16 protein-coding genes are annotated in these 15,598 nt (G+C 67.4%); 5 read left to right on the top strand and 11 right to left on the bottom strand.

What is annotated here, in order from left to right; all coding sequences use genetic code 11:
• Window positions 1-322 precede the first annotated feature (322 nt).
• Together ACPPVQ_RS03580 and ACPPVQ_RS03575 are read left to right on the top strand one after the other, a co-directional pair.
• Window positions 323-1,345, top strand: a complete 1,023-nt coding sequence (locus ACPPVQ_RS03580) for a LacI family DNA-binding transcriptional regulator (RefSeq protein ID WP_426521389.1) — start codon at window positions 323-325, stop codon at window positions 1,343-1,345.
• 21 nt (window positions 1,346-1,366) lie between these two features.
• Entirely contained in the window at window positions 1,367-1,855 is a 489-nt protein-coding gene (locus tag ACPPVQ_RS03575) for a YajQ family cyclic di-GMP-binding protein (RefSeq protein WP_426518705.1), read from the top strand.
• Here the strand turns inward: ACPPVQ_RS03575 and ACPPVQ_RS03570 are convergent.
• The 5 genes from ACPPVQ_RS03570 to ACPPVQ_RS03550 all read right to left on the bottom strand — a co-directional run bounded on the left by ACPPVQ_RS03570 (window position 1,842) and on the right by ACPPVQ_RS03550 (window position 6,575).
• Window positions 1,842-2,837: an alpha/beta hydrolase gene (locus ACPPVQ_RS03570; RefSeq protein WP_426521387.1), complete on the bottom strand. Its 996-nt coding sequence runs from the start codon at window positions 2,835-2,837 to the stop codon at window positions 1,842-1,844. The genes ACPPVQ_RS03575 and ACPPVQ_RS03570 overlap by 14 nt on opposite strands.
• 49 nt (window positions 2,838-2,886) lie before the next feature.
• Window positions 2,887-3,291, bottom strand: coding sequence for a hypothetical protein (locus ACPPVQ_RS03565; protein ID WP_426518703.1), 405 nt, complete (start codon window positions 3,289-3,291; stop codon window positions 2,887-2,889).
• Between the two features lie 117 nt (window positions 3,292-3,408).
• Window positions 3,409-4,767, bottom strand: a complete 1,359-nt coding sequence (locus ACPPVQ_RS03560; RefSeq protein WP_426518701.1) for an FAD-dependent oxidoreductase — start codon at window positions 4,765-4,767, stop codon at window positions 3,409-3,411.
• A 15-nt stretch (window positions 4,768-4,782) separates the two neighbouring features.
• Entirely contained in the window at window positions 4,783-5,859 is a 1,077-nt protein-coding gene (locus tag ACPPVQ_RS03555) for a polyprenyl synthetase family protein (RefSeq protein ID WP_426518699.1), read from the bottom strand.
• Window positions 5,859-6,575, bottom strand: a complete 717-nt coding sequence (locus ACPPVQ_RS03550) for a class I SAM-dependent methyltransferase (protein ID WP_426518697.1) — start codon at window positions 6,573-6,575, stop codon at window positions 5,859-5,861. The genes ACPPVQ_RS03555 and ACPPVQ_RS03550 overlap by 1 nt, the downstream gene beginning before the upstream one ends.
• A gap of 78 nt (window positions 6,576-6,653) precedes the next feature.
• Here ACPPVQ_RS03550 and ACPPVQ_RS03545 point away from each other — a divergent pair, with 78 nt between their 5' ends.
• The gene (locus tag ACPPVQ_RS03545; RefSeq protein ID WP_426518695.1) at window positions 6,654-7,919 is read left to right on the top strand and encodes an isochorismate synthase; all 1,266 of its coding nucleotides are present in this window, start codon (window positions 6,654-6,656) and stop codon (window positions 7,917-7,919) included.
• A gap of 96 nt (window positions 7,920-8,015) precedes the next feature.
• Here the strand turns inward: ACPPVQ_RS03545 and ACPPVQ_RS03540 are convergent, their stop codons facing one another.
• The 3 genes from ACPPVQ_RS03540 to ACPPVQ_RS03530 form a co-directional block, all read right to left on the bottom strand.
• A complete protein-coding gene (locus ACPPVQ_RS03540; RefSeq protein WP_426518693.1) occupies window positions 8,016-8,867 on the bottom strand; it encodes a PPK2 family polyphosphate kinase in 852 nt (283 codons plus the stop codon).
• Window positions 8,868-8,940: 73 nt separating this feature from the next.
• A complete protein-coding gene (menD, locus tag ACPPVQ_RS03535; protein WP_426518691.1) occupies window positions 8,941-10,716 on the bottom strand; it encodes a 2-succinyl-5-enolpyruvyl-6-hydroxy-3-cyclohexene-1-carboxylic-acid synthase in 1,776 nt (591 codons plus the stop codon).
• A complete protein-coding gene (locus ACPPVQ_RS03530; protein ID WP_426518689.1) occupies window positions 10,676-11,032 on the bottom strand; it encodes a PLD nuclease N-terminal domain-containing protein in 357 nt (118 codons plus the stop codon). Before ACPPVQ_RS03530 ends, menD begins: the two co-directional genes overlap by 41 nt.
• 42 nt (window positions 11,033-11,074) lie before the next feature.
• On the opposite strand from ACPPVQ_RS03530, the gene ACPPVQ_RS03525 reads away from it, so the two are divergent.
• Window positions 11,075-11,374: a DUF4229 domain-containing protein gene (locus ACPPVQ_RS03525; protein ID WP_426518687.1), complete on the top strand. Its 300-nt coding sequence runs from the start codon at window positions 11,075-11,077 to the stop codon at window positions 11,372-11,374.
• Here the strand turns inward: ACPPVQ_RS03525 and ACPPVQ_RS03520 are convergent.
• The 3 genes from ACPPVQ_RS03520 to ACPPVQ_RS03510 are packed head-to-tail and all read right to left on the bottom strand — an operon-like array spanning window position 11,362 to window position 14,457.
• Window positions 11,362-12,339 (bottom strand): 1,4-dihydroxy-2-naphthoate polyprenyltransferase, encoded by a 978-nt coding sequence (locus ACPPVQ_RS03520; protein ID WP_426518685.1) that lies wholly within the window; start codon window positions 12,337-12,339, stop codon window positions 11,362-11,364. The two genes, ACPPVQ_RS03525 and ACPPVQ_RS03520, sit on opposite strands and share 13 nt — an antisense overlap.
• Window positions 12,340-12,365: 26 nt before the next feature.
• The gene (locus tag ACPPVQ_RS03515; protein ID WP_426518683.1) at window positions 12,366-13,529 is read right to left on the bottom strand and encodes an AMP-binding protein; all 1,164 of its coding nucleotides are present in this window, start codon (window positions 13,527-13,529) and stop codon (window positions 12,366-12,368) included.
• A 16-nt stretch (window positions 13,530-13,545) separates the two neighbouring features.
• Window positions 13,546-14,457: a 1,4-dihydroxy-2-naphthoyl-CoA synthase gene (locus ACPPVQ_RS03510; RefSeq protein ID WP_426518681.1), complete on the bottom strand. Its 912-nt coding sequence runs from the start codon at window positions 14,455-14,457 to the stop codon at window positions 13,546-13,548.
• Window positions 14,458-14,517: 60 nt separating this feature from the next.
• Here ACPPVQ_RS03510 and ACPPVQ_RS03505 point away from each other — a divergent pair, with 60 nt between their 5' ends.
• A complete protein-coding gene (locus ACPPVQ_RS03505; protein ID WP_426518679.1) occupies window positions 14,518-15,510 on the top strand; it encodes an o-succinylbenzoate synthase in 993 nt (330 codons plus the stop codon).
• Window positions 15,511-15,598: the final 88 nt, after the last annotated feature.

The following is a 15,598-nucleotide window of genomic DNA, read 5'->3' as shown; positions in this document are numbered from 1 at the left end:
ATACTCATCGAGGCTCGTCTGGTGAAATCGGCTCATCGGGTGTCTCGGCCGGAGGAGGCGCTGCGTGTTCCGGAGGACCGGGCGGAACACGGCGCAGGCGGACCAGCTGCATGATTGCGACGACGAGTGCGCCGAGCAGAATGACCAGACCGGCCGCATATGCCCACGGCGTCACGGTGCAGCCCGCCTCGTCCAACGACTCACCGTTGAGACATTACCCGTGGCTCGCGAACGACGGAACCCCGGCCGCCGGATGCGTTCATACGCCATTCGCACGATCGCTAGGATTTAGCGAGGCGGTGCGAACGATTGCGAGGTGGCCGTGGTCGGCATCGATGAGGTTGCTCGACTCGCGGGCGTGTCGACGGCGACCGTTTCACGTGCCCTCAGCGGAAACGGGCACGTCTCCCCCGGCACACGCCTCAAGGTGTCGCAGGCCGCGCTGGACCTCGGCTACGTGGTGTCCTCGAATGCCTCGAGTCTCGCATCCGGACGCACCAAGAATGTCGGCGCGGTCGTGCCCTATCTCAATCGCTGGTTCTTCTCTTCGGTCATCGAAGGTGCGGAGCGCGCACTTCTGCGGCACGGTTACGACCTCACCCTCTACAACCTGAGTGGGGGCGGCGATGAACGCCGCAGCGTGTTCGAGCACTTCCTGCTGCGCAAACGGGTGGATGCCGTGATCGCCATCTCCCTCGAACTCACGGAGGATGAGGTCAGCCGGCTTCTCGCCCTCGGCAAACCGATCGTCGGTGTCGGAGGGCCCCTCGCCGGGGTCCGTACGCTCACGATCGACGATGTCGCCGTCGCCCGCCTGGCGACCGAGCACCTTCTCGCCCTCGGGCACACCCGCATCGCCCATGTCGGCGGCCACAAAGAGTTCGACCTCGACTTCCACATTCCGACGAACCGCCGGATCGGGTACGAGCAGGCGCTGACCGGTGCGGGCGTGCCGCTGCTCCCCCAGCTCTACCAGCCGGCGGATTTCACGATCGGTGGCGGGTATCAGGCCGCTAAGCAGCTGCTCGGCGCCCCGCACGATCGGCCGACCGCGATCTTCGCCGCGTCGGATGAGATGGCGATCGGCAGCATTCTCGCCGCGCGCGACCTGGGGCTGAGTGTTCCGCACGATGTCTCGATCGTCGGCATCGACGATCACGAGCTCGCGGAGTTCTTCGGGCTCACAACGGTGGCTCAGTTCCCGATAGGCCAGGGCGAGAAGGCGGTCGAGCTGCTGATGGGCGTGCTGCAGCCCGAGGAGGCTCAGCCTGAACCCGTGAACACTGCCCTTCCGTTCGAACTGATCGTTCGGTCGAGCTCTTCCCGGCCAGACCCCGCTTCCTGAACCGCGCCATAAACTGGGTGCATGGCAGATTCATCCTTTGACGTGGTCAGCAAGGTCGACAAGATGGAGGCCGACAACGCGCTCAACCAGGCGCGCAAGGAGGTCGAGCAGCGGTACGACTTCAAGAATGTCGGCGCCTCCATCGAGTGGAGTGGCGAGAAGGTTCTGATGAAGGCCAACACCGAGGAGCGCGTGAAGGCGGTTCTCGAGGTCTTCGAGTCGAAGCTCATCAAACGCGGGATCTCGCTTCGCAGTCTCGATAGCGGTGAACCGTTCGCCTCGGGCAAGGAGTTCCGCATCGAAGCCGGGATCAAGAACGGCATCGAACAGGATGCGGCGAAGAAGATCTCGAAGCTCATTCGCGACGAAGCCCCCAAGAGCGTCAAATCGCAGATCCAGGGCGACGAGCTGCGGGTTTCGTCGAAGAGTCGCGACGACCTCCAGGCGACCATGGCGCTCCTCAAGGGCGCCGACCTCGACGTCGCGCTGCAGTTCGTCAACTTCCGCTAAGCGGATCGGACCCGGCGCGCATGTACCCGTGCAGCCAGCGGAGCACCTGCGCGTACGCGTCGGCGCGGGCGTCGGGAGCGGACAGGGTCACATCGTGGAGTGCGCCATCGATGCGGGCGACCGTTACGGTGCGGCCGAGCCGGACGGCACGCTGTGCGATGTCCTCGACGACGAGCACGATATCGCTTCGCATCATGTCGGGCGTCCACCGGGGAAGAATGGCCGAACGGGCCGAGAGCAGCGTGAGTACAGGCGCATCGATGGAGAGCCCGGCGGCGACGCGGGCATGCCCCGCAAGCACGGCGTTCAGCCAGCGGGGATGCACTGCGAACCCGCGGAGCGGGCGCCAGTCCATGTTGTAAGTCCACTCACCATCCATGGTCGACGAGACCGATCGTGTGTAGAACCCGAAGTCCACGTTGGGGAGCGCCGCGTGCGGCTCGAGCCTGGCCTGCATGCCGAGCAGCGGCGCCAGGGCTGCCCGCCCAGCTCCGCGCGCCTGGAATTCGAGCCAGGGACTGTTCAGGATGAGCGCAGCCGCACGCCCGGGGTGGCGATCGGCCCACAGGCTGAGGGTGAGGCCGCCGGTGGAGTGCCCCATGAGGATCAGAGGCCTCCGGCCGCCCTCCGCCTCGCTGTCGTTCATGATCGCCAGGGCCGCCTCGATCTCTTCGTCGTACGCGGCGAGAGAGTCGATGTCGCCCGGCGTCTGGTGCGGCCGAAGGCTCCGGCCGTACTTGCGTAGGTCCAACGCAAAGAACCGTGCGCCGGAATGATGCCAGAACTCGGCCAGCTGGGTCTGGAAGAAGTAGTCGGACCAGCCGTGGACGTAGAGGACGTCTGCGCCGGCCGCTGCAGGCCTCGTCAAGCGCAGGCGCGGCGATGGACGGTAGCGGACGAGGGTCGCGACGACCTCCCCTTCCGCGTCCGGTTCCAGCGGGATGGTGAACTGCTCGAAATGGTCGCCGAGCACATCCGGCATCCAGCCGTTGATCTTCGCCACGCTCACACCCTAGTAGCCGGCTCCCGGCTCAGCTCTCGGGAAGGTCGCTAAGCGCCTGTACATCCCGGTCGAGGTCACCGACCCGCTTGTCGAGCGCATGGACTCCTGCCTCCACCCGGTCAAGACGCGCCTCCTGCCGGTCGAGGCGGGTGTCCACCCGGTCAAGGCGTCGGTTGACGTCGGCGAAGCCTCGATCGACGGACTCGAACCTGATGTTCGACTCCACACGAAAGGTGGCGAGTTCTGACCGGAATGCGCCCATCTCCGAGCCGACCTCCACCCGGAAAGCATTCAGCTCCGCCGCGATTTCGCTCCGGAAACTCGCGAATTGGGCGCTCAGCGTTCGTGTCAGGAGATGCACCATGGCGACGAGGGTGGAAACCAGCGTCGCGATAACGGCACCGATCATCGTCCAGGTCTGTGGTTCGGTCAATGTCACTCCTCAAGCGTGCCGGTTACGTATTCATAACGCTAGGCATGCATAAGAAATGACACGCAAGAGACAGGAAATCTGTGGACAAACCCGTCAGACCTCGCTTTGTGGAGGGGACTACGAGCGGTTGGAGATCTTCACCATCTCGTCTCGCGGCACCACCTTGATCCGCGTGCGCCCCTCGGCCTCACCGAGGCTCAGCTCGTGCGAATCGAGGTTGTGCCAGCCGTCGAGGTTCGTGTACTCGACGCCGCGCTCGGCCAGCAATTCGATGATCGACGCCTCGGACGGGTCGACGGGCGTCCACCAGTTGCCCTGGTCGTTGATGACGTGCTTGATCGTCTCCATCGCATCCGACTTCGTGTGCCCGATGAGCCCCACCGGTCCGCGCTTGATCCACCCGGTCGCGTAGACCCCGTACATGCGCGTGTTGTCGGTCTTGTGCAGCACCTGACCCTCGCGGTTCGGGATGACACCGTGCTTCTCGTCGTACGGGATGCCGTCGAGCGGCGATCCGAAATAGCCGACCGCACGGTAGAGGGCACGGATCGGAATTTCGCGGATCTCGCCGGTCCCCCGCACGCCGCCTTCGCCATCCGGTGCCGTTCGTTCGTACCGGATCGCGGACACATGCCCCGTGCCGTCGTCGACGATCTCGAGCGGCTTGGCGTAGAAGTGCAGGTGGAGCCGCCGCGACGCCGAACCTACCTCTCGCTGCCTCCACTGCTGCAGCACCCGGTCGATGACCATGACCTGCTTGTTGCTCGCGATCGCCGCCTTCGATGCATCGTCGTAATCGAAGTCTTCTTCGTACACGATCATGTCGACGTCGTTCAGCTCGCCGAGCTCACGCAGCTCGAGGGGTGTGAACTTCACCTGCGCCGGCCCCCGGCGCCCGAAGACGTGCACGTCGGTGATGGGCGACGCCTTGAGGATGTCGTAGACGTTCGCCGGGATCTCCGTGGGAAGCAGGTCGTCTGCATGTTTGGCGAGCATGCGGGAGACATCCAGGGCGACGTTGCCATTGCCGATCACGGCGACGGACTCGGCTTCGAGGGGCCAGGTGCGCGGTACGTCAGGATGTCCGTCGAACCAGCTGACGAACTCGGCAGCACCATACGAGCCTTCGAGGTCGACACCCGGGATTTCCAGGTCGGCGTCCCGAATCGCGCCGGTCGCGAAGATCACGGCGTTGTAATGCTTCTTCAGGTCGTCGAGGGTGATGTCGGTGCCGAAGTGCACGTTGCCGAAGAGCCGGATGTCGCCACGGTCGACGACCTCGCGCAGCGCGGTGATGATGCCCTTGATGCGGGGGTGGTCGGGGGCGACGCCGTAGCGGACGAGCCCGTACGGTGCCGGAAGCTGTTCGAAGAGGTCGATGGAGACATCGAATCCGCGTTCGGCCTTCAGCAGGATGTCCGCAGCGTAGATGCCCGCCGGCCCCGCGCCGACGATGGCCAGTCTCAGTTTGGTCATGCCTGATCGCTCTTTCTAGCTGGATCGTTCGACAATGGTGTCGGCGAAGCGCGTGAGCGCCTTCTTGACCGGACCCTCGGGCAGCGGCTCGATCGCTTCGACGGCCTCGCGCGCCCAGCGGTGGGCCTCGTCGAGGGTCTCGCGTGTCACGTCGTGCTCCCGAAGGGCGGCGATCGCCGCGATGGCTGCCGGACTGGCCGGGCCGTCGTCGCCGGTACCGATGACGTCGCGCTCGAGCCGGTCGAGCAGTACCCGTGCCTCAGGGTCGGTCACTGCGCGTTCACGGAGCAGCAGCAAAGGAAGGGTCGCAACGCCCGCGCGCAGGTCGGTGCCCGGTGTCTTGCCGGTCTCCGAGGCCGCCCCGGAGAGGTCGATCACGTCGTCGATCAGCTGGAAGGCCACTCCGACCTTCTCGCCGAACACCACCACCGGCTCCTCGTACTCGGACGGGGCACCCGAGAACGCCACGCCCATCTGCGCTGCCGCCGCGATGAGTGACCCCGTCTTGTCAGCGAGAACCGTGAGATAGTGCTCGATCGGGTCTTCGCCCTCACGCGGGCCGATCGTCTCGTGCAGCTGGCCGAGGCACAAGCGCTCGAACGTGTCGGCCTGCAGGGTGATCGCCCGCTCGCCGAGGGATGCGACCATCTTGCTCGCCCGGGCGAACAGCAGGTCTCCGGTCAGGACGGCGACCGAATTGCCCCAGACGTGCTGGGCGCTCGGAACGCCGCGCCGCATCTGCGCTTCGTCCATCACATCGTCGTGATAGAGCGAGGCCAGGTGGGTGATCTCGATCGCCTCGGCCGCCGTGAGCACTTCCGGCGTGTTTCCGTCGCCGAGCTGCGCGGTGAGGAGTGTGAGCATGGGGCGAACGCGCTTGCCGCCGGCTTCGAGGAGGTAGCGGGCGGTGGTATCCGCCAGAAGGTCGGCGAAACGCATCTCGGAGCGCAGGCCCTCCTCCACACGGACGAGCCCTTCGTCGACGGCGGCCGCGAAGTGCTTGTCCTCGCTCGACGCGAAGATGCGCTCGCTCAGGCCCACCTGGCCCGAGAGCGAGGTGCTGCGCCTGGCGACCGGAACGCTTGAAGCCACTACTCCCCCTCGGTGAGCGGCACGAAACCGCGGTGCAATGCGACGATCCCCGCCGTGAGGTTGCGATAGGCGACCCGCTCGAGGCCGGCGTCGCGCATCCACTCGCTCAGCACGGGCTGGCTGGGCCATTCGGCGATCGAATCCATGAGGTATTCGTATGCCACGGGGTTCGAGCTCGCAAGTCGCACGAGCACAGGCATACCGTAGCGCAGATAAGCGAAGTATCCCTTGCGCACGACGGCAGCGGGCGGGCGGGAGAACTCGCAGATCACCACGCGTCCGCCCGGCTTGGTCACCCTCCGGAACTCGGCGAGCGCTGCTTTCGGGTCGACGATGTTGCGGAGGCCGAACGAGATGGTGACCGCGTCGAATTCGTCGTCTGCGAACGGGAGCGCCGTCGCATCCGCCTGCACGAATTCGATGAACGGATTGTCTGCCTGGCGCTGCCGCCCCACCTCGATCATTCCGGCAGAGAAGTCGGCCGCGATGACGCGTGCGCCCGTGCGCGACAGTGAAGCACTCGAGGTGCCCGTGCCTGCTGCGACGTCGAGTACGAGCTCCCCGGGCCTGGGGTCGACCGCACGCGTGGTCGCATACCTCCACAGCGCCGCGTTGCCGACGGAAAGGATCGTGTTCGTCCTGTCGTAATGTGTCGACACCTCGTCGAACATCGCAGCGACCTGCTCGGGCTTCTTGCTCAGGTCGGCCTTACTCACCGTGCTAGCTTACCTTTCACTTCGAACCCCCATCCCGCGCGCATCTGATGCTCAGTTCCGCGGGCGTAGGCTTGACCGGTGACTCCCCTTTCGACTACGGCGCACGAACCCGGCGTCGTCGAACTCACGGTCGAGACCAGCCCGCTCGATGACGTGCGCCAGTTGCTTCCATTCCTCGACGCGCATCGACCGCTGGTGTGGATGAGGAAGGGCGAGGGCCTCGCCGGCATCGGCACGGCCCTCCGGCTCGAGTTCACGGGGCCCGATCGTATGCGCGCCGCTGCGACGGCGTGGCGTGAGGTCGTCGGGGCCGCGACCGTCGTCGACCCCATCGCGAAGCCGGGAACCGGGCTCGTCGCGTTCGGCACTTTCGCCTTCGCTGACGACAGCGCCCTCACCAGCGTGCTGATCGTGCCCGAGGTCGTCATCGGCCGCCGCGGCGGACGGTCCTGGATCACCCGTATCCGGTCGACCCGGTCCGACGGTGCAGCAGCAGCCGACCCCCGGCCGACCCCGTTCGGCGCCGAGTACCGGCTGTCCCTCCTGCCCGGCACCCTCAAGCCCGACGCCTACCGCGTCGCCGTCGCCGACGCCGTGGCGCACATCCGGGCCCACGACCTCGGCAAGGTCGTCCTGGCCCGCGACCTCGTCGGGCACCTCCCGCTCGAATCCGACCTGCGTCGCGCACTCGTCGAACTCGCCCTCGGCTATCCGGACTGCTGGACATTCGCTGTCGACGGGCTGGTCGGGTCGAGCCCCGAGACGCTCGTGCGCGTCGATCACGGGACGGTGAGCGCCCGCGTTCTGGCCGGCACCATCTCTCGCGGGCCGGATGGCGCATCCGATCACCAGGCAGCGATCGACCTCGCCGCCAGCCTCAAAGATCTCGACGAGCACCAGTTCGCGGTCGCGAGCGTGCTCTCGGCGCTCGAACCGCACAGCAGTTCACTCCAGACGAGCGAGATCCCCTTCACCCTCAAGCTTCCCAACCTCTGGCACCTCGCCACGGATGTCGCCGGAACACTCAGCGACGGTTCGACGTCACTCGATCTCATCGACGCACTCCACCCGACCGCCGCCGTGGCCGGAACGCCGACCGCAGACGCCCTCGACGTCATCCGCCGGCTCGAACCGTTCGATCGCGGCCGCTACGCGGGTCCGGTCGGCTGGGTCGGCGCGGATGGCGACGGGGAGTGGGCGATCGCCCTCCGCTGCGCCCAGCTCACCGAGACCGGCGACCTCACCGCGTATGCCGGATGCGGAATCGTCGCCGAATCCGACCCGGAGCGCGAGTTGGCGGAGACGAAGATGAAGTTCCGCCCCATCGTCGAGGCGTTCGGCTGACCCGCCGCCGCCGAGCGTGCTCGTTCCGGTCGAGCGTGCGCGTTCTGCGAGGCACGCTCGACCGCAGCTGTCACGCTCGGCCGCAATCAGTCACCGCTAAGAGGCCGCGAGCCGCTTCTTCTCGGCCTCGATGTCGTAGTCCACGCCGGGCCAGTCGAGGTTCAGGCTCTCCAGCGCGTGGATCAGGATGTGCTGCACCGCCAGGCGTGCATACCATTTGCGGTCCGCGGGGATCACATACCAGGGAGCCCAGTCCGTCGACGTACGATCGAAGACGCGCTGGAACGCGTCCTGGTAGTCGTCCCAGCGCATCCGCTCATCCACGTCGGCCGGGTTGTACTTCCAGTGCTTGTCCTCACGTTCCAGCCGGCTCGACAGCCGCCGTTTCTGCTCGTCTTTGCTGATGTGAAGCATGACTTTGACGACGACGGTACCCGTGTCGACGAGCCCGCGCTCGAACGTGTTGATCGCGCCGTACCGACGCTCGATCTCTTCGGGCGGCGCCAGCTCGCGAACCCGGGCGATGAGCACGTCTTCGTAGTGCGAGCGGTCGAAGACGCCGAATTCGCCGGCTGCGGGCACCTGCTTGGCAACGCGCCACAGAAAATCGTGCGCGAGTTCGACCTGGTTCGGCGCCTTGAACGCCACGTAGTGCACACCGTTGGGGTCGACGGCCCGGATGACGTGGGAGACGATGCCGCCCTTGCCTGCCGTGTCCATCGCCTGCAGCACGAGTAGCACCTGTTTTCGTTCCCCCACCGTCCCGGCCGCGAAGAGTTTTTCCTGCAGTTCCCGCAGCACGGCGGCACCTTCATCGAGGGCATACGCACCGTGCTTCTTTCCGCGGTCGAACCCCGGCCGGGCATCCGTCGGGCTGTCCGCAAGCACGAAACCGTCGCCGACCCTCAGCAGGTCGATCGGATCGGCAGTCCAGAAGGTTTCACGCATGGGCCGGTCTCCTCATCGTCGAAGTACTCCATGCTCGCACGTCGTCACCCCCGGGGACAGGTTCGGCGCGAGGTCAGCGGGTGAGCGGGATCTCGAGGATGCTCGGCCCCGCCGGCGGCGCTGACAGCGCCTGGTCCAGCTCGCCACGCGTGCGAGCGAGCTGGTGGTGCCAGCCGTAGGCGGCGGCGAGGGCGGCGATGTCGACCCGCTGCGGCGTGTACATCACCCGGTCGAGCGCCGCCGCAGGGGCGGTCGCTGCGACCTCGAGTCCGTCGAAGATCGTGCCGCCCCCGTCGTTTCCGACGACCAGCTGCACCTGCGGTCTCGCTTCACCGTCGCCGAGGAGAAGGGCGCCCGCGTCGTGGAGCAGGGCGAGATCACCGAGCAGCACGCGAGTGACGCCGGATGCCTCTCCCGCAGCGTCCGCTGCGGCCCGGCTCGCCAGCGCGATACCGATGGCGGTCGCGATGGTGCCGTCGATGCCGGCGAGACCGCGGTTGGCGTGCACACGGATGCGCTTGCCCGGCACGATGCGGTCGGCGTCGCGGATCAGGCGGGACGCCCCGAGAACCAGCCGGTCGTGCGGCCAGGTGAAGCGCCAGAGCGCTTCGGCGAGCATCGCCCTCGTGATGGGCGCCCGAGCGGCGGCCAGTTCGGCTCGGGCGAAGGCGCCGCGTTCGACCGGGTCGGACGACATGGCCCTGTCCAGGTCCGGAGCGGCGAGGCCGGGGTCGGATGCGCGTTCCGCATCCTCCTGCAGCCCACGGCTCGCGAACACCCAGCTTCCCACCCACGCACGGGCCTCCGGCGAGCGCGGGTCGCTGCCCGCAGGCGCGACGACGTCGCCGACGATCGTCGCCCGGCGCCCGGGGTTGTACGCCTCTGCCCCGAGGGGCGCCACCACGATCGTCTCGATGTCGTCGCGCACGAGAAGGGCCGGAACCTCGCGACTGAGTGTGGGGTGACCGAAGACGACCGCCCGCTCGACCGCGCCGCCGAAGCCTTCGTCGGAGAGCAGTTCGCGGTAGGCCACGACGAGGTTCGGGCCAAACCGCGCCCCGCTCGACACTTCGGCCAGGAGCGGCCACCCCGCCGCGCGCGCCAGTTCTTCGGCTGCAGGCCCGGCTCCGGCGCCGGCGACGACGACGGTGCGCGGCCCCGCCGTGAGTTCGACGGCGGGCCGACCGAACATGACGGCCGGCGCAGGGTCGCCGCCCACCGCATCCGGGACCGCGCCCGCAGGCACGGCCACGGACAGCGGCTCGCGAAACGCGATGTTGAGCTGCACAGGCCCGGGGTCGCCGCTCGTCGACCCGAGTGACGCCTCGACGGCTGCGCGGGCGAGGTCGCGGGCGTGACCCGCCTCGCCCGGTGCACCGTGCGGCGCGTCGATGTCGACCCCACAGCGCACCGCCGAGCCGAACATGCCGGGCTGCACCGTCGTCTGGTTCGACCGGATGCCCCGCAACTCGACCGGCCGGTCGGCGGTGATGACGATCATCGGCACGGTCGAATGGTGGGCTTCGAGCACCGCGGGATGGAGATTGGCGGTCGCGGTGCCGCTCGTGGTGATGACGACCGCAGGCCGCCCGCTCTCCACGGCGAGCCCGAGCGCGAGGAACCCCGAGACGCGCTCGTCGATTCGCACGTGCAGCCGAATGGATGCGTTCCGCTCGAGTTCCGCGGCCACAAGTGCAAGCGCCTGCGACCGTGAACCGGGACTGAGCACGACGTCGCGCACGCCGAGGCGCACGAATTCGGTCAGAAGGGCGAGCGAGTAGTCGGTGGCAGGATTGCCGGTCGGAGCATCATGCATCCCGACGGCCGGTTTGGTCGTTCTCTCCGCCATCCCCGTCGAGTTCGGAGAGTTCCTGTTCGAGCCGTTTGATGCGTTCTTCCTGGTCGCGGTCGGCGGCGAGGCGCTTCAGGAATGCAGGGTCGTCATCGGGCGCGACCGTGCGGAGGGCGCTCTGGATTCGGCGTCGGCCGCGGCCGATGAGGAACCAGAGGATGCCCCCGATGATCGGGAACAGGATGATGACGATGAGCCAGATCGGCTTGGGAAGGCCGCGCACCCGTGACCGGTCGAACAGTGCGCAGTCCACCACTGAATAGATGTAAAAGATCGCGGCAGCGACGCCGAGGACGATCCAGAGGCGAACCATGCGTCCATCGTAACTCTCAGAGTGTGACTCTAAGCTGGGAGCGTGAAAGGCATTCCCTCCTGGGTGACGTACACGGTGCTCCGGCTCCTGTTGTTCGTCGCACCCCTCGCGATCCTCCTCCTCGTCGGCGTCGAGGCGTGGATCTCGGTGGTTGCCGCCGCGCTCATCGGACTCTGCCTTTCCTACGTGCTCCTGCGGCGCCCGCGTGAAGCCGTCTCGCGCGACCTGTATGAGGTGCGCCATCGCGAGAAGCCGCTCGTGTCGGCCGACGACGAGGCCGAAGACTCAGCCATCGATTCTGCGGTCGAGCCTGCCGAGCCCGGCACCGATCAGAAGGCGTAAGCCGCACCGAGCGCGACGGCAACGGCCAGCCCGGTGAAGCTCGTCAGCTGCAGGGCGAGGACGAGCTCGCGCGGCGTCTTCGCCGTCAGCACGATGATGCACGCCGGCAGCGCCAGCAGAAGTGCGAAGAAACCGAGCCACGCCCCGGGGTAGAAGAGCGCCATGACGGCGAGGAAACCGAACGGGACCAGCAGGAACACACAGAAGACGATGCGCGACGCGATATTACCGATCAGCACGGCGAGGGTTCGCTTGTGTGCCTGCTTGTCGGGCACGATGTCGCGGATGTTGTTGACCATCAGCACCGCGCACGCGATCAGGCCCGCAATGACCGCCCCGTACCAGGCCTCCTGGTTGACGGAACCCGTCAGCATGTAGGTTGTGCCGGCCGTGGCGACCAGCCCGAAGAAGACGAAAACGAACAGTTCGCCGAGACCGTAGTAGCCGTATGGCCGCTTTCCGCCGGTGTAGAACCAGGCCGCTGCGATCGCGGCCGCGCCCACCAGAAGGATCCACCAGTGCTGCGTCAGGATGACGAGGGTGAGCCCTGCCAGTGCGGCGAGCGCGAAGAACGACAGCGCCACGGCCAGCACCGTTCGCGGCTTCGCCCGGCCCGAACCCGTCAGACGGCTGGGCCCGACGCGGAACTGGTCCGTGCCCCGCACGCCGTCGGAGTAGTCGTTGGCGTAGTTCACGCCGATCTGGAGGAAGACGGCGACCAGCAGGCAGAGCACTGCGCGGACGGGGTGGTAGACACCCGGACCGTCGATGAGAGTGGCTGCGCCGGTTCCGATGATGACCGGCGAGATCCCGAGTGGGAGGGTGCGCAGCCGCGCACCCGCGATCCAGTCGGATGTGGTTGCCGGCTTGACCTTGACCCGCGGCGCCCCGGGACGCCCGCTCCGCCCGGAATTGCTTCGGTTCGCGGGCTTGGGCTTCTGGGATCCGGCGCGGTTCTGACTCATCACAGAGCGCATTCTATCCACGGGTCCTATGCCGGCGGATGCACCTCGACCTGCCGCGTTATCGTCACGCGATCGGGTTTTCCGCTCGTGAGCATCGGCAGGCGATCGACCTGGACGATCCGGGCGGGTGCGGCCGCCCGGCCGAGTGCCGCTGCGACGACGGTGCGGAGTTCGTGCAGTTCCATCGTCGGCGAGGAGTCGACGACCACCACCGGCACCTGGCCCCATTCCGTGCTGGGCTGCGCGACCACGACGGCCCGTTCGAAGCCGGGCTGCGCGCGCACGGCGTGCTCGACAGCGTCGAGGAGCACCTTCTCTCCGCCGGAGATGATGACGTTGTCCGCGCGTCCACTCACGACGACCCTGCCGCCCTCGACACGGCCGAGATCGCCGGTGCGATACCAGCGGTGCCCGGCATCGACATGGAACGTGGCGGCGGTTCTCTCCGCATCGCCCAGGTACCCTTCGGCGAGCGTCGACCCCGCGATCTCCAGCAGGCCCCGCTCGCTGCGAACAATGGTGTTGCCGATCGGAACGCCATCGTAGACGCAGCCTCCAGCGGTCTCGCTCGATCCGTAGGTGGCGGTGACAGCGACGCCGAACTGCCCGGCCCGCTCCCGAAGGGTCGGGGAAAGCGCCTGCCCGCCGACGAGGATCCCGTCGAAGGAGCGAAGCGCATCGAGCACCTGCGCATCGTGATCGGCGGAGTCGAGAAGACGCGCCAACTGTACCGGCACCAGTGAAACGAACCGCGCATCCGCCGTCATCGACCGGGCCAGGTCGGCGAAGACCGACGGCTCGAAATGCCCGGACGGGAGGATCACCGCGTCTGTTCCCGCGGCAACCGACCGCACGAGCACCTGCACACCGGCAACGTAATGCGCGGGCAACGCAAGCAACCACTGGCCCTGACCTCCCAGCGCGCTTGCCGATGCGGCAGCACTCGCGAGCAGGGCATCCGCCGAGAGGGCGACCCGTTTCGGCACCCCCGTGGAGCCCGACGTCTCGATGACGAGCACGACGTTCTGGGGCACTGTCGGCGGCACGTCGGGAAAGTCGCGGGTCTGCCGTTGCGTCGTCTGCGCCTCGCGCGGGATGACGGCGGGCCCGGTTCCCGAGAGCACGTCGCGCACAGCTTCGAGCACGACCTCGGGATTCTCCGAGTCGACGATGCGAAGCGGACGGGTCACGTCGCTGCTTCCGGGGTCAGTACTGCCACGGGAAGGGCGACCAGTCCGGTTGCCGCTTCTCGAGGAAGGAGTCGCGGCCCTCGACGGCTTCGTCGGTGCCGTACGCCAGGCGGGTCGCTTCGCCGGCGAACACCTGCTGGCCGACGAGGCCGTCGTCGACCGCATTGAAGGCGAACTTGAGCATCCGGATGGCCGTCGGCGATTTCGTGAGGACCTCGTTCGCCCACTCGAGCGCGGTGGCTTCCAGCTGCTCGTGCGGGACGACGGCGTTCACGGCGCCCATCTCGTAAGCGCGCTGCGCGGAGTATTCACGGGCGAGGAAGAACACCTCTCGTGCGAACTTCTGGCCGATCTGGCGGGCGAAGTATGCGCTGCCGTAGCCGGCGTCGAACGAGCCGACATCGGCATCCGTCTGCTTGAAGCGCCCGTGCTCGGCGCTGGCGATCGTCAGGTCGCAGACCACATGCAGTGAGTGGCCTCCGCCCGCCGCCCAGCCGGGAACGACGGCGATCACGACCTTCGGCATGAAGCGGATCAGGCGCTGCACCTCCAGGATGTGCAGCCGGCCGCTGCGTGCGGCGTCGATACCCGAGGCTGTCTCGCCCTCGGCGTACTTGTAGCCGTCACGGCCCCGGATGCGCTGGTCGCCACCCGAGCAGAACGCCCAGCCACCGTCTTTCGGGCTCGGGCCGTTGCCCGTGAGAAGAACGACGCCGATCTTCGGGTTCATGCGGGCGTCGTCGAGCGCCGCATAGAGCTCATCGACGGTGTGCGGCCGAAAAGCGTTCCGCACCTCGGGGCGGTCGAAAGCGATCCGCGCAATGCGACCGGCGAGGTCGTGATGGTATGTGATGTCGGTGAGCCCGTCGAAGCCTGCAACGGGCTTCCATGCGCTCGCGTCGAAGATCTCAGAAACGGCCTGTGCCATGCCTCAAGCCTAGGGTCTGCCGCAGACGCCGCGACAAGGTGTGCGTGCAAGACTGGGACAATGCAGCCTGAGCTGTCCGACCTCCTGGCGAATGCTCGCGTCGTCGCCCTTCCGATGCGTGCGCGTTTCCGTGGAATCACGGTACGCGAAGCCGTTCTGGTCGAAGGCCCGGAAGGCTGGACCGAGTTCTCCCCGTTCATCGAGTACGGCGACCGGGAGTCCGCAGCGTGGCTGCACGCCGCGATCGACTTCGGCTGGAGGGCGACTCCCCCACTCGAGCGAACCGAGATCCGCGTGAACGCGACGGTCCCCGCTGTCGCGGCGGACGAGGTGGCGGATGTGCTGGCCCGCTACCCGGGATGCCGCACGGCCAAAGTGAAGGTCGCCGAACCCGGCCAGTCGCTCTCCGACGACATCGCCCGGGTGCGCGCGGTGCGTGAGGCGCTCGGCCCTGAAGGGCGGATCCGCGTGGACGCGAACACCCTGTGGAACGTCGACGAAGCCGAGCACGCCATCCACGCGCTCGCAGAATTCGACCTCGAATACGTCGAGCAGCCCTGCGCGACCATCGAGGAGTTGGCGGAGATCCGCCGCCGCACCAAGTACATGGGCGTGCCGATCGCCGCCGACGAGAGTGTGCGCAAGGCGAGCGACTCTCTGGCGGTTGCGAATGCCCGGGCCGCGGATGTGCTGATCCTGAAAGCTCAGCCGCTCGGCGGCATCCATTCGGCCCTTCGGATCGTCGCGGAGGTCGAGCTCCCCGTGGTGGTTTCCAGCGCGATCGATACGTCGGTCGGCATCGCGATGGGGGCATACCTCGCGGCGGCGATCCCGGCGCTCGACTACGACTGCGGGCTCGGAACGGCGGCGATGTTCATCGACGATGTGACCGACGAGCCGCGCATCCCCGTCGACGGGATGATCAGCGTCGGTCGCCCGGTGGTCAGTGGCCGCAGGCTCGACGCCCTCGCCGCCGACGCCGACCGCACGCAGTGGTGGCTCGACCGGCTCACCCGCTGCTTCCACGTGCTGGAACGGGCCGAAGCACTCTGACACGCCGCACCGGGGAATGACGGTGGCGTCGGGTACGTTGCCCACAAGCACACGCGCCGACACCGCCGCCAGCGCATCCGATCCTGCA

Source organism: Leifsonia sp. McL0618 (genome assembly GCF_049994905.1).
GTDB lineage: Bacteria > Actinomycetota > Actinomycetes > Actinomycetales > Microbacteriaceae > Diaminobutyricibacter.
Note: the sequence above shows the minus strand (reverse complement) of the source record. Positions and strands in the feature narration are given on the sequence as shown.